Origin of the sequence: Geobacillus lituanicus (genome assembly GCF_050994965.1) — a bacterium.
GTDB lineage: Bacteria > Bacillota > Bacilli > Bacillales > Anoxybacillaceae > Geobacillus > Geobacillus stearothermophilus.
The window spans coordinates 1,409,339-1,434,042 of the sequence record NZ_CP194773.1 but is presented as its reverse complement, the minus strand read 5'-3'; the positions used below and the strand labels follow the sequence as shown (position 1 = coordinate 1,434,042).

The window sequence follows — 24,704 nt, the reverse complement described above, 5'->3', positions numbered from 1 at the left end:
CATTTACACCTTCTTTCGTAGTAATGCGATAAAAAACCCGTCGGAATCAAAATAATGCGGCAACAGCTGCAGCATTCCGCTTCGCACGCGCGGCCGCACCGGCTCTGGCATCCGCTCGGCGAGACGGTCGTCAAGGGCAAAATCCGGATGGTCGGCCAAAAAACGGGCGATCGCGTCTTCATTCTCTTCGCGCTCGATGGTGCACGTGCTGTAAACAAGCACGCCCCCTTTTTTCAACAGCGGCGCGGCCGCCCGCAAAATGGCTTGCTGCACCGCAACGAGCGCGGCGACGTCGTCTTTCCCTTTCGTGTATTTGATCTCCGGCTTGCGGCGAATGACGCCGAATCCGGTGCACGGCGCATCGACCAAAATGCGGTCAAACGACTCAGGGGCAAACCGCTCGCCGAGCCGGCGGCTGTCAAGGGCGAGGGGGGTGATGCAGCGAAACCCAAGCCTTTGCGCCTGCTGCTCAATGAGCTTCACTTTATGCTCATGAACATCGACGGCGACCACTTCACCGCGACCGCCCATCCGCTCGGCAATATGGGTCGTCTTCCCCCCGGGCGCCGCGCAACAGTCAAGCACCCGCTCGCCGGGAGCCGGATCAAGCGCCCGGGCGACAAGCATCGAGCTTTCATCTTGGATCGTCAGCAAACCGGCGCGAAACGCTTGCGTATGCGCCAAATTTCCTTTTTCCGCGCGGACAGCCTCCGGCGCGAGATGGCCGGGAGCAGCTGCCATGCCTTCAGCACGCAGCCGATCAAGCGCTTCCTCCACCGTCGCCCGCAGCCGGTTGACGCGGGCTGTTGACTGCGGCGGGCGCAAATTCGTCTCGCACATGCGCGCCGTTTCCTCAAAACCGTATTGGCCGATCCAGCGCCGGACAAGCCATTCCGGATGGCTGGTGGCGACGGCGAGCCGTTTTCCGGAGTCGTGAATCGCCTCAAGCGAAGGCAGACCCTCACGGCCGATCGTGCGCAAAACGCCGTTGACAAGCGAGGCGATGCCGCGATGGCCGCGCCGCTTGGCGATCTCGACCGCTTCAAAAATGGCGGCGTGATCCGGGACGCGGTCCAAATACACCATTTGGTACAGCGTCAACCGGAGCAGCATGCGCACCCACGGCTCCAGCCGGCGCGCCTTTCGCAAAAACGGAGCTAAATAGTAGTCAAGCGTATCACGCCGCTGCACCGTGCCGTAGACGATCTCCGTCAGCAACGCCGCATCGCGCCCGTCAAGCCGGCCTTTGCGAATCGCTTCATTGAGCTCCAGATGGCTGTAGGCTCCTTGTTGTTCAATTGCCAACAATGTCTCCAACGCAAGTTCACGTACGTTCATGATCCTCTCCTAGCTTCATGCCGACCGAAAGACGGCTGCCGGCGCCGCGCAAAAACTCGCCGGCGGCCATCCGTTTTTTGCCGGCCGGCTGCAATTCGGTGATGCGAATGGCTGTCTCATTGCCGGTGGCCACGACAATGCCGTTTTCCTCGAGCGCCACAATCGTGCCCGGCGGCGCCGCTTCTGGTGTCGGCACTTTTTCTCCCCACCAAACTTTCCAAACGTTCCCGCTGTGTGTCGTATACGCAACCGGCCACGGATGGAAGGCGCGAATATGGTTGTAAATGGCTTCGCCAGGCTGCGTCCAGTCGATCCGCTCCTGCTCGCGGCGAATGTTCGGCGCATACGTCGCTTTCTCCTCATCTTGCGGAACGGGCGTAACGTTTCCTTCCAATAAAAGTGGAAGCGTTTCTGATAATAGTTTAGCCCCGGCGGCGCTCAATTTATCATGGAGCGTGCCGACCGTGTCCGTTTCAGCAATCGGCACCTCGACTTGCGCCAACATATCGCCGGCATCCAGCTTCTCGACCATATACATGATCGTGACGCCCGTTTTCGTTTTTCCTTGCCAGATGGCATAATGGATCGGCGCCCCGCCGCGCAGCTCGGGCAGAAGCGAGGCATGGACATTGATGCAGCCGTATTTCGGCGCTTCCAGCAGCGCTTTCGGCAAAATTTGCCCGAACGCCGCCGTCACAATCAAATCAGGCGCAAACGCCAACACTTGTTCGTATTGCTCCGGCTCGCGAATTTTTGTCGGCTGCAGCACCGGGATGCCGTGGCGCTCCGCTTCCACTTTCACCGGGGGTGGCACGAGCTGGCGCTTCCGCCCTTTTGGCTTATCCGGCTGGGTGACAACCGCCGAAACATGATAACCGTCGTCAAGAAGCTGCCGCAAAATCGGCACGGCAAAATCAGGAGTCCCCATAAACACAATGTTCGTCATCGGCATCTATCCTTCCAATTCCTCAAGATCACAGTAACGGATCACTTTTGATGTAAACAGCACACCGTGCAAATGGTCGATTTCATGCTGCAACGCGCGCGCCAAAAAACCGGCGGCCGAAAGCGTAAACGAACGGCCGCGCCGGTTTTGCGCCCGCACGTTCACAAATTTCGCGCGCGGCACTTCGCCAAACAGGCCGGGAAAGCTCAAACAGCCTTCCACATCGACCTCTTCGCCGCGCGCCTCGAGGATAACTGGGTTGATGAGCTCAATCCGGCCATGTTCATCGCCGACGTCAATGACGGCGATCTGCTTGGTGATGCCGACTTGCGGGGCGGCCAAGCCGACCCCGTCAGCGGCAAGCATCGTATCGTACATGTCGTCAAGCAGCCGGGCAAGCTCGCGGTCAAACGTTGTCACCGGGGCGCACGGCTGCTCCAAAATCGGGGCGGGATATGTGACAATCGGCAATATTGGCAACGTCATTTCCTCCATTTTCACATCATCATATACGGGTTCGTATCGACGGTGATGGCCGCTCCGCCATGGGCGGCATCGGCTTGGTAGCGGTCGATGACCGCTTTGAGCGCCGCCGTTACATTCGGTTCCCGTTTGTATTTTATCATGCACTGGTAACGATATCTATCGTGAAGGCGGGCGATCGGCGAGGCGACCGGACCGAGAACGACCGCCTCGTTTGACAGCTGTTTGCGCATGTAGGCGGCGATTTTTTCCGCCGTCTTGGCGGCAGCCGGCGCTTCCTGGTGGGCGACCGTGATGAGCGTCAAGTAGTAGTACGGCGGATAACCGTGCGCTTTGCGCAGCATCATCTCCCGCCGATAAAAGGCGCGATAGTCATGGCGGGCGGCAAGCTCGATGCTGTAATGGTCGGGCGTGTACGTCTGAATGACGACTTCACCCGGCAGCTCATGCCGTCCGGCGCGCCCGCTCACTTGTGTCAGCAGCTGAAACGTTTTTTCCGCGGCGCGGAAATCGGGCAAATGCAGCATCGTGTCAGCCGCCAGCACGCCGACGAGCGTGACGTTTGGAAAATCGAGCCCTTTGGCAATCATTTGCGTGCCGAGCAAAATATCGGCTTCCTTAGCGGCAAAACGGGAAAGCAGCTCTTCATGCGCCCCTTTGCGGCCGGTCGTGTCGACATCCATGCGGATGACGCGCGCTTTCGGCAGCAACCTCGTCAGTTCTTCTTCCACTTTTTGCGTGCCAGTGCCAAAAAAGCGGATGTGTTCGCTTCCGCACGACGGACAGCGGGGGGCAAGCGGCTCTTCATGCCCGCAATAATGGCATTTCATCCGTTCGCCGGCGCGATGGTACGTAAGCGAGATGTCGCAATGCGGACAACGGATGACGTAGCCGCAGCCACGGCACATGACAAACGTTGAATAGCCGCGCCGGTTTAAAAACAGCACCGCCTGCTCGCCGCGTTCGAGCCGCTGTCGCAACCCGTCAAGCAGCCGGCGTGAAAACATGGAGCGGTTGCCGCTGCGCAGTTCCTCGCGCATATCGACGACATGGACCGACGGCAAACCTTGGCGGCTGACGCGCTCCGGCAGCTCAAGCAGCTCGTACACCCCTTTGGCGGCGCGGGCGAACGTCTCAAGCGAGGGGGTGGCGCTGCCAAGCACGACCGGGCAGCTGTGGCGGCGGGCGCGGTAAATGGCGACATCGCGCGCGTGGTAGCGCGGCATTTCTTCTTGCTTATAGCTCGTCTCATGTTCTTCGTCGATGATGATCATCCCTAAGTTTTCAAACGGGGCGAACACGGCTGAGCGCGCACCGACGACAAGCTGCACTTCCTTCCGGTGAATTTTCCGCCATTCGTCGTATTTTTCCCCGATGGACAGCCCGCTGTGGAGCACTGCCACCTTCGGACCGAACCGCCCCTTAAACCGCTCGACCATTTGCGGCGTCAGTGAAATTTCCGGGACAAGGACGATCGCCTCTTTCCCTTGGCGCAGCACTTCGTCGATCGCCTGCATGTACACTTCCGTCTTCCCGCTCCCGGTGACGCCGTAAAGCAAAAACGTGCGGTGCTCTCCGGCGCGCACCGAAGCGGCGATTTTCGCCAACGCCGCTTCTTGTGCCGGAGTGAGCGCCGGCGGCTCACTCGGCTGAAACGTGCGATGTTCGTACGGGTCGCGGTACACCTCGACATCGTTCAGCACCACCAATCCTTTGTCGACGAGCGCTTTCAGCGGCGCTGAGGAAACGCCAAGCGCCGCTTGCAGCTCGGCAACCGGCACCGCTTCCCCTTTTTCAAGCAAAAACGAAAGCACGTCCTTTTGCCTTGAAGGCAGCGCCGCCAGCGCGTCGTTTGCCTGTTTGTCCGGAACGGCCAAACGCGCATGCTTCACCGTTTTCTTGCCTGCTTTTTCTTTCACTTCGTAAACGGCTTCAAGCACACCTTGCTGCACCGCTTTTTGCGCCGCCCGCCATAAGCTGGCGGCTTCAATGTCTTTCCAAGCCACTTCCATTTGATGGACAAACAGCGGCTTTAGGTCGTCCGGCAATGCTTCCCGATTTCGTTCATCCGTCAAGCGGAGCGTTTTTTCATATTTCGCCCGCATCGCCGCCGGCAGCATCGCCTGGTACGCCGAGATGGCGAAACAGAGCGTCGTTTCCGTTAAATAGCGGCCAAGATCCAGCAGCTCTTCGTTTAACACCGGCACGACATCAAGCACATGCTCAATCGGTTTCAGCTGCTTGATGTCGGAATGGTCTTTCACCTCGACGACAAACCCTTGCAAACGCCGCGCCCCAAACGGCACCGTCACCCGCATGCCCGGCTGGATGACGCCTTGCCAGCGCTCCGGGATCGCATAATCGAACGGGCGGTCCGTCTGCCGGGACGGAACATCGACAATCACGGAGGCGACTTTCATCGAATCCCCTCGATATAGGCGTGTATTTCTTTTAAAATTTCCTCGGCCGCCTCGCGTTTTGTCATGAGCGGCAGCGGCCGAACGACGCCGTCGCGGCGGAAGATGGTGACGATGTTCGTATCGCCGGCAAACCCTGCGCCTTCTTCGGTGACATTGTTGGCGACGACCATATCGAGCCGCTTTTCTTCCAGTTTTTTTAACGCATACTGCTCAAGGTTGTCCGTCTCAGCGGCAAATCCAACCAAAATCTGCCCCGTTTTCCGCTCGCCAAGCGCCTTCAAAATATCGACCGTCCGCTCCATCTCGACGACATAACCGCCCGGTTGCTTTTTAATTTTGGAAGCTGCGACATATTTCGGCCGATAATCGGCGACCGCCGCCGCTTTGATCACGATGTCCGTTTCCGCAAAGCGAGACAAAACCGCTTCATACATTTCTTCCGCCGATTCAACCGCCACCGTCTCGACGCCATCGGGCGATGGGAGCGCCGTCGGTCCGGAGACGAGCGTCACCGAAGCGCCGAAGCGGGCCGCCGCTTCGGCGATGGCGTAGCCCATTTTTCCGCTCGAATAGTTAGAGAAATAGCGGACTGGGTCGAGCTTCTCCCGCGTCGGCCCGGCGGTGACAAGAATGCGCTTCCCGCGAAACAGCGGCGGATCGCCGGCAAAAAACCGCTCGATATGGGCAATGATGTTCTCCGGTTCCTCGAGACGCCCTTTGCCGATGTAGCCGCACGCCAAGTAGCCTTCCGACGGTTCGATGAACCGGTAGCCGAACTCACAGAGCCGCTCCATGTTCGCCCGAACGGCCGGATGCTCGTACATATGAACGTTCATCGCCGGAGCGATCCAGACGGGCGCTTTCGTCGCCAAAATCGTCGTCGTCACCATATTATCGGCGATGCCGGCGGCCAGCTTCGCCATCGTATTGGCCGTCGCCGGCGCAACGAGGACGAGATCCGCCCAGTCCGCCAAATCGATATGGGCGATGACGGCCGGGTTGTTTTCGGCAAATGTATCGACATACACTTCCTGGCGCGACAATGCTTGAAACGTGAGCGGTGTAATGAACTGGCAAGCCCCTTCGGTCATAATGACCTTCACTTCTGCGCCGCGCTGGACGAGCTGGCTGGTGAGCACCGCCGCCTTGTACGCCGCCACCCCCCCGGTCACACAAAGCAAAATATGTTTTCCCTTGATCATGTTGGCCACCCCCCGACATTGAAAAAAATAACAACCTAAAGCTAGGTTGTTATTTTTCCTCTTCCACTAATTCGACCTTGTCACCGGCAATTTCCTCGAGCGCCTGGCCGACAAATTTTTTCGACACCGGCTTTTTCACCATCAGCTCCGCACCGTCCTGCAACTCGCGCGCCCGTTTGGCCACCACCGTGACAAGCTTATACTTGGAGTCCACTTTTTGCATCAGCAAATCGATGGAAGGATACAGCATCGTCATTCCACCCCCAACATCCGTTTATATCGCTCGGCGACGCGTTCGCGCCGGCAATGCTCAGCCGTGACAATCGCCTTGATCCGCTCGCAGGCGAGCTCGACTTCATCATTTTCCACGACATAGTCGTACGCATCCATCATTTCAAGCTCCTCTTTCGCCGCCCGCAGCCGATTTTCAATCAGCTCTTTCGACTCGGTGCCGCGTCCGATGATCCGCTTTTCAAGCTCCGTGAGACTTGGCGGGGCCAAGAAAATGAAGAGCGCCTCTGGAAACGCCCGCCGCACTTTCATCGCTCCTTGCACTTCGATTTCCAAAAACACGTCTTTCCCTTCGGCGAGCGTTTTTTCCACATAATCAATCGGCGTCCCATAATAGTTGCCGACATACTCGGCCCATTCGAGCAGCTTGTTTTCCCGAATCATTTGTTCAAACTGCTCGCGCGTCCGAAAGAAATAGTCGACGCCTTCCACTTCGCCTTCGCGCGGCTTGCGTGTTGTGACGGACACTGAATAATGAAGCTTGATGTCAGGACGCGAAAACAGCGCTTTGCGCACCGTCCCTTTGCCAACGCCGGACGGCCCTGACATGACGATTAACAATCCACGTTCGCTTTTCAACGTTGAAAACCCTACCCTTCCTCGGAGAAATCATCGCTTCCGTACAAGCGGTTCGCCACCGTTTCCGGCTGTACGGACGATAAAATGACGTGATCGCTGTCGGTGATGATGACCGCGCGCGTTCTTCGGCCGTGCGTCGCGTCAACGAGCTTGCCGCTTTCGCGCGCATCTTGGATGATCCGTTTAATCGGCGCCGAATCAGGGTTGACAATCGTAATGATGCGGGTGGCCGACACCATATTTCCATACCCAATGTTAATAAATCTCATCATGACGCGCCCACCTGCCATATGTCATAGTTTTGCCGCCGGCAAGCCGCCTTAAACGGTTTATTCCACGTTTTGCACCTGCTCGCGCATTTTCTCAAGCACGCTTTTCATCTCAACGACTTGCGCGGCGATCAAGCTGTCGTTCGCCTTGGCGCCGATCGTGTTCACTTCGCGGTTCAGCTCTTGCACCAAAAAGTCAAGCTTCCTCCCGATCGGTTCGTCCGCCTCAAGGACGTCCGTCATTTGCGCCAAATGGCTGCGGATGCGTTTCAATTCCTCGTGAATGTCCGCCTTTTCCGCAAACACCGCCACTTCTGTGAGCAGCCGCGCTTCATCAACCGGAGAAGGCGCCCATTCGCGCAGGCGGCGCGCAAGCCGCTCGCGGTATTGCTCGACTACAAGCGGCGCCCGCTGCTCAATGACTTCCACCCCGGCTTCGACTTCATGAAGGCGGGCGCGCAAATCCGCGGCCAGCGCCTCCCCTTCGCGCCGGCGCATGGCCACAAGTTCCTTTGCCGCTTCATCGACAGCGGCCAAAAGCAGCGGCTCGACCTGCTCGTTCGCTCCTTCCTCTTCCACCACTTCGACGGCCCCATCAAGCCGAAGCAGCTCGGCCGCCGTCACGCTGCCGTCAATGGCAAATCGCTTTGCGGCTTCCTGCACTCCGGCCCAATACTGGCCAAGCAAATCCCAATCGATATGTACGCTCCGTTTCACAAGCCCTTCTCCGGCGATCGTGACGAACACTTCCACTTTTCCGCGTCGCACGTACGGTGAAATTGCTTTTTTTATTTTATCCTCAAACACGAGCCATTGTCTAGGGAGGCGAATGGAAATTTCACAAAACCGGTGGTTGACCGATTTCATTTCCACCGCCACCGTCAAGCGGTCCGTTTTTTTCGTGCTCGCGCCAAAACCAGTCATGCTGTAAACCATGCCATCACATCCGTTGCGTCGTTGATGAAAAAGAAAAGGTCATAGAGCGCTCCTCTATCACCTTTTTTATTATAACATATCCATCCTTTTATTTTCTCGTAAAAAGCGAGCCGGCAAACAAAAAGGTCGGCAAGGCGGACAAACCGATGATGAGCAGCCAATCGACGGCCGCAAGCGGCTTCGTATGGAACACGGCAGCCAGCGGCGGGTAGTAGATCACGACCAGCAGCAACAGCAGCGACACGATCACCGCTGCAACGAGATACATGTTGCCGAACGGACTGCGGTCAAAAACCGAACGATCGCAGCGGCAGTCGAACACATGGATCAATTGGGCCAACACAAGCGTCGCAAACGCCGCCGTCTGAGCGTAAACGAGATCCGCGCCGCTCCGTTCATAGGCGGTCAGAAACGCAGCCAGCGTAACAACGCCGATCAAAAAGCCGCGGCTTACGATTTTCCAGCCGAGCCCGCGGGCGAACACCCCTTCATCCGGACGGCGCGGCGGCCGCTTCATGACATTTTCCTCCGGACGGTCGAGCCCAAGCGCCATGGCTGGCAACCCATCGGTCACGAGATTCACCCATAAAATTTGAATCGGCACGAGCGGCAGCGGAAGCGAAAGTAGCATCGCAAACAACATGACGAGAATTTCCCCGACGTTCGAGGCGAGCAAGTAGCGGATAAACTTGCGGATGTTTTCGTAAATGTTGCGCCCTTCTTCAATCGCGGCCTCAATCGTCGCAAAGTTGTCATCAAGCAGCACGAGCGACGCCGCCTCTTTCGCCACTTCCGTCCCCGACCGGCCCATCGCGACGCCGATATCCGCCGCTTTCAACGCCGGCGCGTCGTTCACCCCGTCGCCGGTCATGGCGACAATATGACCGCGGCGCTTAAAGGCGTTGACAATTTTCAGCTTATGCTCCGGGGAGACGCGGGCAAACACGTAAATATTATCGACCTCGCGTTCGAGCTCGTCGACCGACAGGCGCGATAACGTCGCCCCGTCCATCACTTTTCCGCCGGGCGGGAGCACGCCAAGCTGTTTGGCGATGGCCGTTGCGGTCAACACATGATCCCCGGTGATCATCACCGTTTTCATCCCCGCCTCTTTGCATCGCGCCACCGCCTGCTTCACCTCCGGCCGCGGCGGATCGATCATGCCGGCGACGCCGAGAAACCGAAGCTTCGTCTCCGCCTCCTTCTCCGATCCGATCCGCTCCGTTTCCGCAAGCGGCCGATACGCAATGGCAATCGTGCGCAAGGCGGAAGACGCCATCTGGCGAATCGCCTTCTCAATCGTCTCTTTCCACGCCGGGGTCAGCGCCTGCTCGCGCCCGTTCCATTCCAGGCGGTCCGCCCGCTCAAGCAGCACATCGGGCGCCCCTTTCGTCACAACGAACCGCCGCCCGTTCCGGTCGCGAATGATGACCGTCATCATTTTCCGCTCGGAATCAAACGGAAACTCCTGTTCGATCGTGTACTCACGCAAAAGCATTCCTTTCGCCAATCCAGCTTTGGCCGCCGCGACCAGCAGCGCTCCTTCCGTCGGATCGCCGTCGACGTAACGCCGGCCGTTTTCCTCTTTCAACTCCGAACTATTGCAAAGCACCCCCATTGTCAATAGGCGAGCGAGCTCGGGAACGCGGTTCGGATCAACCGTCCGGCCGCGTTCAGAAAACTCGCCATCCGTTTCAAGACCAACGCCGCTTACCGCAAATGTCCGCCCGCCTGCCCATACTTGCGTGACGGTCATCATGTTTTCCGTCATCGTCCCCGTTTTGTCGGAACAAATGACCGAAGCGCAGCCGAGCGTTTCCACCGCCGGAAGTTTGCGGACGATGGCGTTCCGTTTGATCATCCGCTGCACGCCAAGCGCCAAGACGACCGTCACAATGGCCGGCAACCCCTCCGGAATGGCGGCGACCGCGAGCGACACACCAGCCAAAAACATTTCATACAGGTCGTGCCCTTGAATGACACCTACGGCCACGACCGCTGCCGTCAGCGCCAATGCGACGACAAGCAAAATTTTCCCAAGCTGCTCGAGCCGGCGCTGGAGCGGGGTTGCCCCCGCATCCGCCTCTTCGAGCATCGTTGCGATTTGTCCCATCGCTGTTTTCATCCCAGTGGCGATGACAATCCCGACCCCATTCCCTCTTGTCACGAGCGTCCCCATAAACGCCATATTGTGCAAATCGCCCAACGACGCCTGTTCTGTATGAAGCGGGGCGGCCGATTTGGCCACCGGCACTGATTCGCCCGTCAGCGCCGACTCCTCGATTTCCAGGCCGGCCGCCTCAATCAAGCGGATGTCGGCCCCGACCCGGTCGCCGCTTGCAAGTCTCACCACATCGCCGACAACAAGCTCGCGCGTGGGGACTTTCACCCACTCCCCGCTGCGCAACACAACCGCTTGCGGAGCGGACAACCGTTTTAAGGCGGCAAGCGACTTTTCCGCCCGCCGCTCCTGGATAAACCCCAGGATGGCGTTCATGATCACGATGACGACAATCGCCACCGCATCCACATACTCGCCTAAAAACGCGGAAATCACCGTCGCCAAAAGCAACACAAGCACCATAAAATCTTGAAACTGGCGAAAAAAGACAACGATGGCCGACTCCTTCTTCCCTTCCGCCAGCTCGTTGTACCCGAACTGCCGCAGCCGTTTTTCCGCCTCCGCCGCAGTAAGCCCGGTCTTGACATTCGTCTTCGTCTCGTGCGCGACATCGCTTGCCGCGAGCGTATGCCATTGCATTCTGTCTCCCTCCGTCCTTCCATTTTTTCGCACGCCGTTCCCGCTTCTCTATGCTTATTCATACATGTCCCAAAAAATGATAGTCCCCGCCATGATGTTTAGCGACACAAACATAAGGAGTCGTGGGGCCCTTTGCCACGCCATCTCCCCCATAAGGGAAAAAATCGTGTCAAAAAAGCGGGCCTCCCCATTTTATGCAACATGTTCGTCGGGCATCTTCGTCCGTCTTCAGGTAATATTCAAAGAAATGTTCAAAACGGCGGGTCGTATGGTAAGATCGAAATAGCAAACAAACGAAATAGAAAGGTGTTTTCCATGTCCTTTGACGGAGTGTTTACGTACGCCATTGTCGGTGAACTCGAAGAGGCGCTTGCGGGCGGGCGGATCACGAAAATCCACCAGCCGTCGGCGTATGAGATCGTCATGCTCGTGCGCGCCCGCGGCCAGAATCATAAAGTGATGCTGTCAGCGCATCCGACGTATGCGCGCGTCCATTTGACAAACGAAACGTACGACAATCCGCCCGAGCCGCCGATGTTTTGCATGCGACTGCGCAAACAGTTGGAAGGAAGCATCATCGAGTCGGTCCGCCAAGCCGATTTCGACCGCATCATCATCATCGATGCAAAAGGCCGCGATGAACTCGGCGATCTGCAGACGAAGCGGCTCATCATCGAAGTGATGGGCCGCCATAGCAACATTATCCTCGTTGATGCATCGACCAACACGATCATCGACAGCTTGAAACATTTGTCGCCGTCGGTCAACCGCTACCGGACGGTGCTTCCCGGGCATCCGTACGTCGCCCCACCGACGCACGGCAAGCTGAATCCGCTTGAAGCGACGGAAGAAACGGTGCTGAAAAAACTTGACTTTCACGCCGGCAAGCTCGCCCAACAGCTTGTCTCCGCCTTCAGCGGCCTTTCGCCGCTATTTGCCAACGAAGCCGTCTTCCGCGCCGGGCTCGCCAACCGGGCGACGCTGCCAAAAAGCTTTCTTTCGCTCATCGATGACGTGCGCGGCCGCCGCTTTGCCCCGATGATGTACACGAACGGGGAAAAAGAATGGTTTTACGTGTTGCCGCTTAAGCACTTACAAATCGAAGGCCAACCGTTTGCGAGCGCAAGCGAGCTACTCGACCGCTTTTATTTCGGCAAGGCCGAGCGCGACCGCGTCAAGCAGCAAGCCCATGACATCGAGCGGCTCATGGCGAACGAAAAGGCGAAAAACGAGAAAAAGCTCCTAAAGCTCGAACAGACGCTCGAAGAAGCAAAGAAAGCCGACGTTTATCGACTGTACGGCGAACTGCTCACCGCCCATTTGTACGCCGCAAAGCGCGGCATGACGGAAATCGAGGTCGCAAACTACTACGACGAAAACGGAGGCACGGTCACCATTCCGCTCGACCCGCAAAAATCGCCGTCCGAGAACGCGCAACAGTACTTTCAAAAATACCAAAAAGCGAAAAACTCGCTCGCCGTCGTGCAACAACAAATCGAGCGGACGAAAGAAGACATCGCCTATTGCGACACGATTTTAAGCCAGCTTGAAACCGCCTCGCCGAAAGATGTCGAGGAAATCCGCGACGAGCTCATTGAACAAGGCTATTTGCGCCCGCGCGCGGCGAAAGGAGCAAAAAAGCGCAAACCAACCGCACCCGAGCTTGACCGCTACGTCGCAAGCGACGGCACGGAAATACTCGTTGGCAAAAACAACAAACAAAACGATTATCTCACAACAAAGCTGGCCCATAAGGACGATGTTTGGCTGCATGTGAAAAACATCCCTGGCTCGCACGTCGTCATCCGGAGCAAGCAGCCGTCTGACGAGACGCTCCTCGAGGCGGCAAACTTGGCCGCCTACTTCAGCAAAGCCCGCCACTCCGGGTCGGTGCCTGTCGACTACACACACATCCGCTACGTGAAAAAACCGAGCGGCGCCAAGCCGGGGTTTGTCATTTACGAACACGAGCAAACGCTCTACGTCACGCCGGATGAAGAACTCGTCCGCACCATGAAACAGAGGCAAAAAGAACAAGCGGCGAAACCATCGTAAACGCGCCCCAATGGCCGCCCAACACGGCATCGGGCGATTTGCGCGAACTCCCGCAAACCGAAACGGTCTAGTGCCGCATAAAAGACAGCGGGCTGTCTGTAAGACCAGCTGCATTGGCCTTACGGACAGCCCGCTTGGCAAACTTGTCGAGTCAACCACAAGCCGCCATCGCGAATGCAACTCCATGCACGTCTGCCATCCGTCTCAACGAAACATATCCTCAAGAGCCACTTGAAGCCCAGGAAAGCATGCCGACTGCACCACACCCGTTCCCGCTTTCACATCCGCCTGCTCATACAGTCCTTCCTCGTTCAGCGTATAGACGGTAATCGCCTCTTTCATCGGATTGACGACCCAATACTCTTTCACACCGTACGCCATATACAAATTGAATTTGGTCACTAAATCGTGCGCCTGGTTGGAAGGGCTCAAGATCTCAACGATAAGAGTAGGCACGCCGACATACTTCGTTTCCGTAAACCCTTTTGAATCGCAAATAACGCTTAAATCCGGAATGACGACTTTGCGATCGGGAAACTTGTCGCTAGCCAGTTCGATATCGGTCGGCGCCGCAAACACGTTGCACGGCTTCCCACGAAAATAAAGGCCCAATTCGGTATGAAGGTTGCTCGAAACAAGCTGATGCTTGATGCTTGGCGACGGAGCCATATACACAGCGCCATCAATATATTCAAGCCACTCATCGCTTTGTTCCCGCAACGCCCAATATTGCTCGTACGACACATTGGAAAACCGAGGCAAGGACATCGGCATCTTCTCCTTTGTCGCCTATATACTTCATTTTAGCTGAAATGGTGTGGTGGAGAAAGAGACCCCTTTCTTTTCACGCAGTTTTCTGATACGATGAACTTCAGGCATTGTCAGCATCCTTTCTCCACTGTTTGGTTATGTCTTCACACCTTCCACAGTAGAAGAAAGGTTAGGAGCCGGCAAGTCTTTTTTCTTTGCCTTAGGCTCTGCACTTTTCGTTGCAGAACTCTGTATTTTTATTTTGCACTAAACACACAGCTTTAGACCAAGCATCGCTTTCTCGGGCTTGCAAAGTCTCATTTTTATATTTGGACAGAGCCCCTCTTAGATTCCTTTTTTTTGGCTGTTCCAAATCTTCTTTATCTGCATAAGGAAGAATAATGACTTCCACTTTTCTATTTTTTAATGATTGAGGCAAATCGATGATCTTTTCTAAGTCATTGCTGTTTTTGATTACTCTTACAAAATCCATAACGTTTTCACTCCTTTCAAGGAAGATGGATCCTTTTAAACATATTATACCCGTTCATTGTACATCATGAGATGAAAATTCACTTTACGATCTATATAGACTCCCATGACAAAAAGATTTCGTCACCATCGAAGGGATGAAAACGCCGCTATGTCGAACTCTGAAACCTTGCACATTTTGAAGTTCGGGTATTTTCAGGATAGAAAAACTTTTTTAACGTCAGACATCCCTTCTTCTCCTAATAATAGAAATGTTTTCAGTAACATAGCTTACCCCCTTTGTTTATGTTATCACGGTCTGACATGAAGATACATATTACCCCCAGCTTTTCTCACTGCATAAGCTCTTCCTATCTCCCACTTTAGAGCTTTCTCTCTTCCATAAATGGTTCCTGAAACCATCGTACGTATACGCGATCGTCGTTCCATCCGACCATTGCTCTTTTCTGTGAACATAACCATCCACGAATGGTTATGTTCATGCTTGGTGGTGAGCGAAACTTGCTCATGTTCAGAAAACCCACGAAATATTGACGACATTAGACGCTGTCACACTCCGTTTTTCCCCATGGAATGACGCCGATGGCGAGTGAGTCATCTCCCCGCTTCGTCCATGACAAAAGCGCGAACCATCCTTTGGTCCGCGCTCCTCTTTTCCTCTTTTAGCTCCCCCACTCCTCCGGATTCTCCCGCCATTGCCGCAATGTCGCCAAGTCGTGCTCGCTGACGGCGCCAAGGCGGACGGCCGTTTCGATGAGGGTGTCGTAGTCGGTGAGCGTGTAGGCAGGCAAATTCTCTTTGGCAAACGCCTGTTTCGCTTTGTCGAGCCCGTATGTGAAAATGGCGGCGACGCCCAGCACCTCGCAGCCTGCCTCTTTCAAGGCGCGGACGGCCGCAAGCGAGCTGCCGCCCGTCGAGATTAAGTCTTCGATGACGACGACGCGCTGGCCCGGTTCGGCTTGGCCTTCGATTTGTTTTCCTTTGCCGTGCGCTTTCGCCTGGCTGCGGACGTAGCACATCGGCAGCCCGAGCCGTTCGCTCACCCAAGCGGCGTGCGGGATGCCGGCGGTTGCGGTGCCGGCGATGAGATCCGCTTCGGGAAACTGGGTGCGGATGAGTTCGGCGAGGCCGGCGGCGATCAGGCGGCGCACGTCGGGGTAAGCGAGCGTCAGGCGGTTGTCGCAGTAAATCGGCGATTTCAAGCCCGAGGACCAGGTAAACGGTTCGTTCGGCTGCAGGGCGACCGCCCCGATTTCAAGCAATTTGGCGGCGATGTCGTGTTTCATTCTTTCTCTCCTCCGTTCCATTCGTGCTGCAGGCGTTCGTAGGCTTTCAGCGGATCGGCGGCGCGGGTGAGGCTGCGGCCGATGACAATGTAGTCGGCGCCGAGCTCGCGGGCGCGCTTTGGCGTGACGACGCGCACTTGGTCGTGCGCTGCCTCATCGGCAAAGCGGATGCCCGGGGTGACGGCGAGGAACGAGGCGCCGCACCGTTCTTTGATGAGCGGCGCTTCGTTCGCCGAGCAGACGACGCCGTCAAGGCCGCTTTCGTTCGCCAAGGCGGCGTAATGGGCGACTGTTTCCGCAAGCGGGCGGGAAATCCACAGCTCCTCATGAAGCATTCGCTCGTCCGTGCTTGTCAGCTGGGTGACGGCGATGCAGCGCGGTCGGGCGGCGCCGCTTGGCGTGCCGGCGTCAAGCCCCTCGATCGCCGCTTCCATCATGCGCCGGCCGCCGGCGGCGTGGACGTTCACCAAATCGGCGCCGACACGGGCGAGCCCTTTCATCGCCTGTTTCACCGTATTTGGGATGTCATGCAGTTTTAAGTCTAAAAAGACGGCATGTCCTTGTTCTTTGAGAAACGCGACGATGGCTGGACCTTCCTGATAGTACAGCTCCATGCCGACTTTGACGAACAGCGGCGTTCCGGCAAACGGCCGCAAAAACCGCTCCACCTCTTGTTTTGATGGGAAATCAAGCGCGACAATGAACGGCGTGTGCACCGGTCTTCCAGCTCCTTCCTATGCATTCGGAAATGTGGCCGATCCCGAGGTCGTCCAACAGCGCCGGCAGGTCGGCGATGATCGTCGGGCAGACGAACGGATCGACGAAGTTGGCCGTGCCGACCGCAACCGCGCTCGCGCCGGCGTAGAAAAACTCGAGCACGTCTTCCGCCGTTTGAATACCGCCCATGCCGATGATCGGAATCGACACCGCCTGGCTCACTTCATAAATCATGCGAATGGCGATTGGTTTGACCGCCGGGCCGGATAAGCCGCCGGTGCCGTTGGCCAAAACGGGGCGGCCTGTTTTCACGTCGATGCGCATACCAACGAGCGTGTTGATCATCGTCAAGCCATCGGCGCCCGCTTGTTCAATGGCCTTCGCCATCGCGACGATGTCGGTGACGTTCGGAGACAGCTTCACGTAAACCGGCACGGCGGACACTTCTTTGACAAGCCGCGTCAGTTCCGCGGCCACGTCCGGCACGGTGCCGAACGCAATCCCGCCTTTTTTCACGTTTGGGCAGGAAATGTTGAGCTCTAACGCATGGACATTGGGCGCTTTGGAAATCGCTTCGGCTACCTCGACGTACTCTTCCACCGTCGAGCCAGCGATGTTGGCGATGATCGGTACGTCAAACTGTTCAAGCCACGGCAGTTCTTCTTTGAGCACTTTGTCAAGGCCGGGGTTTTGCAGGCCGATGGCGTTTAACATCCCGCCCGGCGTTTCTGCCACCCTTGGTGTCGGGTTGCCAAAGCGAGGCTCTTTTGTCGTCGCCTTGATCATAATGGCGCCTAACACGCTTAAATCGTAAAACCGGGCGTACTCGCGGCCAAATCCGAAACAGCCGGACGCCGGCATGATCGGATTTTTGAGCGAAAGACCCGGCAGTTCGACCGCAAGCCGGTTCATAGCACCACCTCCCCGGCCCGAAACACCGGGCCGTCGCTGCATACTTTTTTATACGCCGTCTCGCTCCCTGGCACATGGCAGACGCAGGCGAAACACGCCCCGACGCCGCAGCCCATCCGCTCCTCGAGCGACAAGTACACCGGCCGGTTCGGAAACCGTTCCGCCAGCGCCCGAAGCATCGGCTTCGGACCGCAGGCGTACAAGACGTCAAACTCGAGCGAGCGCGCTTCGATCACATCGGTGACGCGCCCGGCCGTTCCGTGCGAGCCGTCATCGGTCGCGACATGCGTCTCGCCGAACGCGGCAAATTCCTCTTCGTAAAAGACCGCCGCTTTCGTTTGAAACCCGAGCACGCTCACCACTTTGACGCCGCGCTTTGTGAGCTGCTTCGCCAGTTCATAGAGCGGCGGGACGCCGATGCCGCCGCCGACCAGCAGCGCGCGGCTGCCCGCCGGCGCGGCCTCGAGCGGAAAGCCGTTGCCGAGCGGGCCGAGCACATCGACCGCATCGCCCGGCTGTTTTTGCGCCAACAGCGCCGTGCCTTTTCCTTCCTGGCGGTAGATGATCGTGCACTGTCCGCGCTCCCGATCGATATGGCAAAGGCTGAGCGGGCGGCGCAGGAGCGGATCGGCGGATGCGGCCACTTTCACATGAACGAACTGGCCCGGTTGGCGCATCTCTTGCACGAGGCGGCCTGAAAGCGTCAATTCATACGTCCGCTCGGCGATCAACCGCTGGCTTGCGACCGTCATTCGTTCGCGGCCGATCATGACCGCACCAGCCCTTCCGTCATCGCCGTCGTTGAAAACGTCATCGATTCGAGCACTTGCAGCATCGCCCTTGCCGTATCAAGCGACGTCAAGCATGGGATGCCGTTTTCGACCGCTTCGCGGCGGATGCGGAAGCCGTCGCTTTCCGGCTGCTTCCCTTTCGTCAGCGTATTGATGACGACTTGCGCCCTCCCTTGGCGGATGACATCCAAAATGTTCGGCGACGCCGAGTGGATTTTATTGACGACCGTCACCGGAATGCCGGCCGCTTTCAACGTTTCCGCCGTGCCGTTCGTCGCCAACAGCTGGTAGCCGATGTCGGCAAAGCGGCGCGCCAGCTCGACCGCTTCTTCTTTGTCTTTGTCGGCCACCGTCAACAGCACCGCCCCATGCGGCTGGATCTGGATGCCCGAGGCGACAAGCCCCTTATAGAGCGCTTTTTCAAACGTCACGTCCTTGCCGATCACTTCGCCGGTCGATTTCATTTCCGGGCCGAGCGAAATGTCGACGTTGCGCAATTTCGCAAACGAGAACACCGGCACTTTCACGTACACGCCAGGGCGCACCGGGCAGACGCCCGTCTCATAGCCCATCTCGGCGAGCTTCGTCCCTAAAATGGCTTTCGTGGCGAGATTCGCCATCGGCACGCCGGTGATTTTGCTTAAAAACGGCACCGTGCGGCTTGAGCGCGGGTTCACTTCCAAGACGTAGACATCGCTTCCCGAGACGACAAACTGAATGTTCAACAGCCCGACAATATGCAGCCCGCGCGCCAGTCGGATCGTGTAATCCGCGATCTTGTCGATCACTTCCGCGCTTAATGTCTGGGGCGGGTAGACGGCAATCGAATCGCCGGAATGGACGCCGGCCCGTTCGATATGTTCCATGATCCCGGGGATGACGACCGTCTCGCCGTCGGCGATGGCATCGACTTCGACTTCCTTGCCAGTGATGTAGCGGTCGACAAGCACTGGGTGCTGTGGATTGACGCGCACGGCGTGTTCCATGTAATGAAGCAGCTCGCCGCGATTGTACACGATTTCCATCGCCCGGCCGCCGAGCACGTAGGACGGGCGGACGAGCACCGGATAGCCGATTTCTTCGGCGATGGCGACCGCTTCTTCGACCGAAACGGCCGTTTTGCCGGCCGGCTTCGGAATGCCAAGCTCTGAGAGCGCCTGTTCAAATTTGTCGCGGTCTTCGGCGCGGTCCAAATCTTCAAGCGTCGTCCCAAGCAGGCGGACGCCGCGCGCCTCGAGTTCCGCCGCCAAGTTGATGGCCGTTTGCCCGCCGAATTGGACGATGACGCCGATCGGCTGCTCGAGGTCGATGACATGCATCACGTCTTCGGCCGTCAGCGGCTCGAAATACAGTTTGTCCGATGTGCTGAAGTCGGTCGAGACCGTTTCCGGGTTGTTGTTGATGATGATCGCCTCATAGCCGGCCTGCTTAATGGCCCAGACGCAATGGACGGTCGCATAGTCAAATTCGATCCCTTGGCCGATGCGGATCGGGCCGGAGCCAAGCACGATGACGCTCGGTTTTTCCGTCACGATCGATTCATTTTCTTCCTCGTACGTGCTGTAGTAGTACGGCGTTTCCGACGTGAACTCGGCCGCGCACGTATCGACCATTTTGTACACCGGCACGATGCCTCGTTGGCGGCGCAGCGCGTAAATGTCGCGCTCCGTTTTGTTCCATAACGCCGCTATCGCCGCATCGGAGAAGCCGAGCCCCTTCGCTTTTTTTAACACGTCAAGGTCGCCCGGGTGGTTTTTCAAGACCGTTTCCATCTCAATAATGTTTTGAATCTTATGCAGGAAAAAGCGGTCGATTTGGCTCCATTCATGCAGCGTCTCCACCGTCACCCCGCGGCGGAGCGCCTCGGCGATGTAAAAGAGCCGCTCGTCGCCCGCCTTGCGGATCCGTTTTTCGATCACGTCGTCGGCGGCCGTTTTCGCCTCGTTCAATTCCAGATGATGCACCCCGATCTCGAGCGAACGAACCGCTTTTAACAGCGATTCTTCAAACGTCCGGCCGATCGCCATCACTTCGCCGGTCGCTTTCATTTGCGTGCCAAGGCGGCGGTTCGCCGATTCAAATTTGTCAAACGGAAAGCGCGGAATTTTCGTGACGACATAATCGAGCGCCGGCTCGAAGCAGGCGTACGTTTTCCCGGTGACCGGGTTGATCATTTCGTCAAGCGTCAACCCGACGGCGATTTTCGCCGCCAGTTTCGCGATCGGATACCCCGTCGCTTTTGACGCCAGCGCCGACGAGCGGCTGACGCGCGGGTTCACTTCAATGACGTAATAGCGGAAGCTGTCCGGGTCGAGCGCGAGCTGGACGTTGCATCCGCCTTCGATGCCAAGGGCGCGGATGATGTTCAAGGACGCGTTCCGCAAAAGCTGATATTCGCGGTCGCTTAACGTCTGGCTCGGGGCGACGACGATTGAGTCACCCGTATGAATGCCGACCGGGTCGATGTTTTCCATGTTGCAGACGACGATCGCGTTGTCGTTGGCGTCGCGCATCACTTCGTATTCAATCTCCTTGTAGCCGGCGATGCTCCGCTCGAGCAAGCATTGATGCACCGGGCTCATCTTCAAGCCAGTTGACACAATCTCGACAAGTTCTTCTTCGTTCGTGCAAATGCCCCCGCCCGTGCCGCCGAGCGTGAACGCGGGGCGGACGATGACCGGATAGCCGATTTGTTCGACAAACGCATACGCCTCTTCCAGGCTGTGAATAATCGCGCTTTCCGGCACCGGCTCGCCAAGCTCGTTCATGAGGGCGCGGAACTGTTCGCGGTCTTCCGCCTTTTCGATCGCCTCGAGCTTCGTGCCGAGAATTTCGACGCCGCACTCTTCAAGCACGCCGGCCTTGGCGAGCTCAACCGCCAAGTTAAGGCCCGTTTGGCCGCCAAGCGTCGGCAAAATCGCATCCGGCCGCTCTTTGCGGATGATGCGGGCGACAAAATCGAGCGTCAGCGGCTCCATATAGACTTTATCGGCGATTTCCGTATCGGTCATGATCGTCGCCGGGTTTGAGTTCACCAGAATGACTTTGTATCCTTCTTCTTTTAGGGCTAAGCACGCTTGCGTCCCTGCGTAGTCGAACTCGGCCGCTTGGCCGATGACGATCGGCCCCGAGCCGATGACTAAAATCGTTTCAATGTCGCGGCGCTTAGGCATGGATGACTTCTCCTTTCTTGTTGAACTGGCGGATGAGCGCCAAAAACTCGTCAAACAGCGGATTGGCATCTTCTGGCCCCGGCGACGCTTCCGGATGATACTGCACCGTAAACGCCGGGAAATCGAGATGGCGCAGCCCTTCGACCGTGCCGTCGTTTAAGGCGACGTGCGTCACTTCAAGACGCGTGCCGGCAAGCGATTCATGCGTGACGGTATAGCCATGGTTTTGCGACGTGATGGCGACTTTGCCGGTGCGCAAGTCTTTGACCGGATGGTTCGAGCCGCGATGGCCGAATTTCATCTTCTCCGTATTCGCCCCGCATGCCAAGGCGAACAGCTGATGGCCGAGGCAGATGCCAAAGAGCGGCACTTTGCCGAGAATCCCGCGGATCATCTCGATCGCTTCCGGCACGTCTTTCGGGTCGCCCGGTCCGTTCGAGAGCATGACCCCATCCGGATGCCAGCCGAGCACCTCTTCAGCGGTGGCGTTGTACGGCAAGACGATCACATCGCAATTTCGCTTGTTCAGTTCGCGCAAAATGCCGTGTTTCATCCCGAAATCAATCAAGACGATGCGCTCACCGCGCCCCGGGCTCGGGTAGGCGCTTTTCGTTGAGACGCGCCGCACTTGGTCGCGCGGCCACTCCATCGCCCGCAGCTTGGCTGCTGCTTCCACCGGATCGACATCTAGCCCACAGATCATCCCTTTTAACGTTCCGTATTGGCGGATAAGGCGCGTCAGTTTGCGCGTGTCGATGCCGGAAAGGCCAGGGATGCCTTTTTCTTTCAAATACTCGTCCAACGTCAGTTCTCCGCGCCAGTTGGACGGCATGAGGCACGCTTCTTTGACAATGAACCCGTGCACATGCGGGCGGATCGCTTCAAAGTCGTCGCGGTTAATGCCGTAGTTGCCGATCAATGGATACGTCATCGTCACAATTTGCCCGCAATACGACGGGTCGGTCAAAATTTCTTGATACCCGGTCATGCCGGTGTTAAAGACGACTTCGCCGGTCGTCTCTTTCAAGCTGCCAAACGCTTCGCCGACAAAAAACGAACCATCTTCTAAAATCAGCTGCCGTTTCATGTCATTCTCTTCCTTTCTTCCATACGAGTGTTCCGCCGACAAACGTCATCACCGGCCAGCCTTGGCATTTCCAGCCGGCAAACGGCGTATTTTTCCCTTTTGAGGCAAACGTCTCGGGATCAATCGCTTCTTCCGTTTCCAAATCGATGACCGCAATGTCCGCCGGCGCCCCGACGGCAAGCCGCCCGGCCTTGAGGCCGAAACATTGCGCCGGCTTGATCGTCAGCCAATCGACAAGCTGCTTTAATGTAAACACGCCTGTTTTGACGAAATGGGTATATAAGAGCGGAAACGCCGTTTCGAGCCCAACGATGCCAAACGGCGCCGCCTCGATGCCTTTCGCTTTTTCCGCAGCCGTATGCGGCGCGTGGTCCGTGGCGATAAAGTCGATCGTGCCGTCGAGCAGTCCTTCAATTAATGCGTCACGGTCCTCTCGGCTGCGCAGCGGCGGGTTCATTTTGTAGTTCGCATCAAGCCCCGGAATGTCTTCATCGCACAAGAGCAGATGGTGCGGCGTCACTTCGGCGGTGACGCGGATGCCGGCCCGCTTCGCGTCGCGGACGGCGCGCACCGACTCTTTCGTGCTGATATGGCAGACGTGATAATGGCATCCCGCTGCTTCCGCGAGCAGGACGTCGCGGGCGATGTGCACCGCTTCGCAGACGGATGGAATGCCGGCGAGCCCATGCCGGCGGGCGAACTCGCCGTCATGCACCGCTCCGCCGTTTGTCAGCGTGTCGTCCTCGCAATGGGCAACGATCGCCATATCGAGCGCCGCCGCCTGTTTCATCGCTTCAAACATCATCCCGGCCGACTGGACGCCGACGCCGTCATCGGTAAAGGCGAACGCCCCTGCTTCTTTTAGCGCCGCAAAATCGGTCAGCTCCTCCCCTTTTTGCCCAATCGTGATCGCCGCGTACGGAAGCACGTTGACGCGCGCCGTTTCGCGGATGCGGGCTTGCAGCCATTCCATCTGCTCTTTCCGGTCCGGCACCGGATTTGTGTTCGGCATGGCAGCAACCGTCGTAAAACCGCCTTTCGCCGCGGCGAGCGTGCCCGTTTCAATCGTTTCTTTCGCCTCGCCGCCCGGTTCGCGCAAATGAACGTGCAAGTCGATCAGGCCAGGAACGATGAGACGGCCGCCAACGTCGATCACGTCCTCCTCATTCGCTTCCAGCGGCTGTTCATAGAGGATCGCTGCAATGGTTCCGTGTTCGATTTTGATATGTGTCCGCATCAATTCCCCATCTTTATTGAACGACATGCCATTTTTCAGCCATACGCCCATGCTCCATTCTCCCTTCCATTGCCCGTTTTAAGACAGCCATCCGGACGTAGACGCCGTTTTCCATTTGTTTAAAAATGCGCGATGCCTTCGCTTCGACAAGTTCGCTTGCGATTTCGACCCCGCGGTTGACCGGCGCCGGGTGCAAGATGATGGCGCCCGATTTCATCCGCCGCGCCCGCTCAAGCGTCAGCCCGTACCGCGCATGGTACTCTTCTTTTGTCAGCCCCATCGTTTCCGCATGGCGTTCATGTTGGATGCGCAAAAGCATCACGACATCGGCGCGGGCGATGGCCTCATCGATGTCGACGTACGTCCCGTACGGATTCGTTTCATCTTTCCACTCCGCCGGTCCGGAAAACAGGACGTTTGCCCCCAGCCTTGTCAACACTTCCGCATTGGAGCGGGCGACGCGGCTATGACGGATGTCGCCGATGATCGCCACCGTCAAGCCAGTGAAGGCGCCAAACTCTTGGCGGATCGTCAATAAATCCAAGAGCGACTGGGTCGGATGGTGCCCGCAGCCGTCGCCGGCGTTGATGATCGGAATGCCGACCGCATGGCGGAGCGCTTCGAAATACGCATCTTCGTGATGGCGGATGACAACCGCATCGACGCCGATCGCCTCAAGCGTCCGTACGGTATCGTACAGCGTCTCCCCTTTTTGCACGCTCGAGCGTTCCGGGTCAAATGGAATGACATGAAGCCCAAGCTTCCGTTCCGCCATCTCGAAGCTGCATTTCGTGCGCGTGCTCGGTTCGAAAAACAAGTTGGCGACGTACATCGGCGCCGCCGGGCGCCAGATGCGCCCGCTGCGGAACGCTTCCGCTTCATCGAGCAAACGGTGGATTTCATCAAGCGGCAGTTCACTTAATGCGAAAAGATGGGTCATCGGTCTCGCTCCTTTTCGTTTTTTCGCGAAAAAAAACAC

The 24,704-nt window shown here is 57.4% G+C and carries 21 protein-coding genes; 1 reads left to right on the top strand and 20 read right to left on the bottom strand.

Annotated features, from left to right (window positions below):
• Window positions 1-3 precede the first annotated feature (3 nt).
• The 10 genes from rsmB to ACR1UW_RS07205 form a co-directional block, all read right to left on the bottom strand.
• Window positions 4-1,338: a 16S rRNA (cytosine(967)-C(5))-methyltransferase RsmB gene (gene rsmB / locus ACR1UW_RS07250; RefSeq protein ID WP_047818116.1), complete on the bottom strand. Its 1,335-nt coding sequence runs from the start codon at window positions 1,336-1,338 to the stop codon at window positions 4-6.
• Window positions 1,325-2,284: a methionyl-tRNA formyltransferase gene (gene fmt, locus ACR1UW_RS07245; RefSeq protein ID WP_044741250.1), complete on the bottom strand. Its 960-nt coding sequence runs from the start codon at window positions 2,282-2,284 to the stop codon at window positions 1,325-1,327. Before fmt ends, rsmB begins: the two co-directional genes overlap by 14 nt.
• A gap of 6 nt (window positions 2,285-2,290) precedes the next feature.
• The gene (gene def / locus ACR1UW_RS07240; RefSeq protein WP_498935101.1) at window positions 2,291-2,764 is read right to left on the bottom strand and encodes a peptide deformylase; all 474 of its coding nucleotides are present in this window, start codon (window positions 2,762-2,764) and stop codon (window positions 2,291-2,293) included.
• Between the two features lie 17 nt (window positions 2,765-2,781).
• Window positions 2,782-5,187, bottom strand: a complete 2,406-nt coding sequence (priA, locus tag ACR1UW_RS07235; protein WP_100658897.1) for a primosomal protein N' — start codon at window positions 5,185-5,187, stop codon at window positions 2,782-2,784.
• Window positions 5,184-6,389: a bifunctional phosphopantothenoylcysteine decarboxylase/phosphopantothenate--cysteine ligase CoaBC gene (coaBC, locus tag ACR1UW_RS07230; protein WP_033016073.1), complete on the bottom strand. Its 1,206-nt coding sequence runs from the start codon at window positions 6,387-6,389 to the stop codon at window positions 5,184-5,186. Before coaBC ends, priA begins: the two co-directional genes overlap by 4 nt.
• A gap of 49 nt (window positions 6,390-6,438) precedes the next feature.
• Complete coding sequence (gene rpoZ / locus ACR1UW_RS07225; protein WP_011230668.1) at window positions 6,439-6,639, bottom strand: DNA-directed RNA polymerase subunit omega; 201 nt, start codon at window positions 6,637-6,639, stop codon at window positions 6,439-6,441.
• 2 nt (window positions 6,640-6,641) lie between these two features.
• Window positions 6,642-7,259, bottom strand: coding sequence for a guanylate kinase (gene gmk, locus ACR1UW_RS07220; protein ID WP_080706534.1), 618 nt, complete (start codon window positions 7,257-7,259; stop codon window positions 6,642-6,644).
• Window positions 7,260-7,270: 11 nt separating this feature from the next.
• Window positions 7,271-7,549, bottom strand: a complete 279-nt coding sequence (remA, locus tag ACR1UW_RS07215; protein WP_033011206.1) for an extracellular matrix/biofilm regulator RemA — start codon at window positions 7,547-7,549, stop codon at window positions 7,271-7,273.
• A 39-nt stretch (window positions 7,550-7,588) separates the two neighbouring features.
• Window positions 7,589-8,464, bottom strand: a complete 876-nt coding sequence (locus ACR1UW_RS07210; protein ID WP_033016075.1) for a YicC/YloC family endoribonuclease — start codon at window positions 8,462-8,464, stop codon at window positions 7,589-7,591.
• Window positions 8,465-8,552: 88 nt separating this feature from the next.
• On the bottom strand, window positions 8,553-11,225 hold the full coding sequence (locus ACR1UW_RS07205; RefSeq protein WP_498935097.1) for a calcium-translocating P-type ATPase, SERCA-type: 2,673 nt from the start codon (window positions 11,223-11,225) through the stop codon (window positions 8,553-8,555).
• Between the two features lie 315 nt (window positions 11,226-11,540).
• Here ACR1UW_RS07205 and ACR1UW_RS07200 point away from each other — a divergent pair, with 315 nt between their 5' ends.
• Window positions 11,541-13,280 (top strand): Rqc2 family fibronectin-binding protein, encoded by a 1,740-nt coding sequence (locus tag ACR1UW_RS07200; protein ID WP_498935095.1) that lies wholly within the window; start codon window positions 11,541-11,543, stop codon window positions 13,278-13,280.
• A gap of 204 nt (window positions 13,281-13,484) precedes the next feature.
• Here ACR1UW_RS07200 and ACR1UW_RS07195 read toward each other — a convergent pair whose 3' ends face one another.
• The 10 genes from ACR1UW_RS07195 to ACR1UW_RS07150 form a co-directional block, all read right to left on the bottom strand.
• Window positions 13,485-14,048, bottom strand: a complete 564-nt coding sequence (locus ACR1UW_RS07195; protein ID WP_150825334.1) for a Uma2 family endonuclease — start codon at window positions 14,046-14,048, stop codon at window positions 13,485-13,487.
• Between the two features lie 202 nt (window positions 14,049-14,250).
• Window positions 14,251-14,523, bottom strand: a complete 273-nt coding sequence (locus ACR1UW_RS07190; protein ID WP_061567714.1) for a hypothetical protein — start codon at window positions 14,521-14,523, stop codon at window positions 14,251-14,253.
• A 661-nt stretch (window positions 14,524-15,184) separates the two neighbouring features.
• Window positions 15,185-15,808, bottom strand: coding sequence for an orotate phosphoribosyltransferase (gene pyrE / locus ACR1UW_RS07185; protein WP_498935092.1), 624 nt, complete (start codon window positions 15,806-15,808; stop codon window positions 15,185-15,187).
• A complete protein-coding gene (pyrF, locus tag ACR1UW_RS07180) occupies window positions 15,805-16,524 on the bottom strand; it encodes an orotidine-5'-phosphate decarboxylase (RefSeq protein WP_061567701.1) in 720 nt (239 codons plus the stop codon). The genes pyrE and pyrF overlap by 4 nt, the downstream gene beginning before the upstream one ends.
• On the bottom strand, window positions 16,496-17,437 hold the full coding sequence (locus ACR1UW_RS07175; protein WP_498935090.1) for a dihydroorotate dehydrogenase: 942 nt from the start codon (window positions 17,435-17,437) through the stop codon (window positions 16,496-16,498). The genes pyrF and ACR1UW_RS07175 overlap by 29 nt, the downstream gene beginning before the upstream one ends.
• Complete coding sequence (locus ACR1UW_RS07170) at window positions 17,434-18,207, bottom strand: dihydroorotate dehydrogenase electron transfer subunit (protein ID WP_498935088.1); 774 nt, start codon at window positions 18,205-18,207, stop codon at window positions 17,434-17,436. The genes ACR1UW_RS07175 and ACR1UW_RS07170 overlap by 4 nt, the downstream gene beginning before the upstream one ends.
• The gene (gene carB, locus ACR1UW_RS07165) at window positions 18,204-21,401 is read right to left on the bottom strand and encodes a carbamoyl-phosphate synthase large subunit (protein ID WP_498935086.1); all 3,198 of its coding nucleotides are present in this window, start codon (window positions 21,399-21,401) and stop codon (window positions 18,204-18,206) included. Before carB ends, ACR1UW_RS07170 begins: the two co-directional genes overlap by 4 nt.
• The gene (locus tag ACR1UW_RS07160; RefSeq protein ID WP_498935084.1) at window positions 21,394-22,488 is read right to left on the bottom strand and encodes a carbamoyl phosphate synthase small subunit; all 1,095 of its coding nucleotides are present in this window, start codon (window positions 22,486-22,488) and stop codon (window positions 21,394-21,396) included. The genes carB and ACR1UW_RS07160 overlap by 8 nt, the downstream gene beginning before the upstream one ends.
• Window position 22,489: 1 nt before the next feature.
• Window positions 22,490-23,776: a dihydroorotase gene (gene pyrC / locus ACR1UW_RS07155; RefSeq protein WP_498935082.1), complete on the bottom strand. Its 1,287-nt coding sequence runs from the start codon at window positions 23,774-23,776 to the stop codon at window positions 22,490-22,492.
• The gene (locus ACR1UW_RS07150) at window positions 23,739-24,665 is read right to left on the bottom strand and encodes an aspartate carbamoyltransferase catalytic subunit (RefSeq protein WP_013523346.1); all 927 of its coding nucleotides are present in this window, start codon (window positions 24,663-24,665) and stop codon (window positions 23,739-23,741) included. Before ACR1UW_RS07150 ends, pyrC begins: the two co-directional genes overlap by 38 nt.
• Window positions 24,666-24,704: the final 39 nt, after the last annotated feature.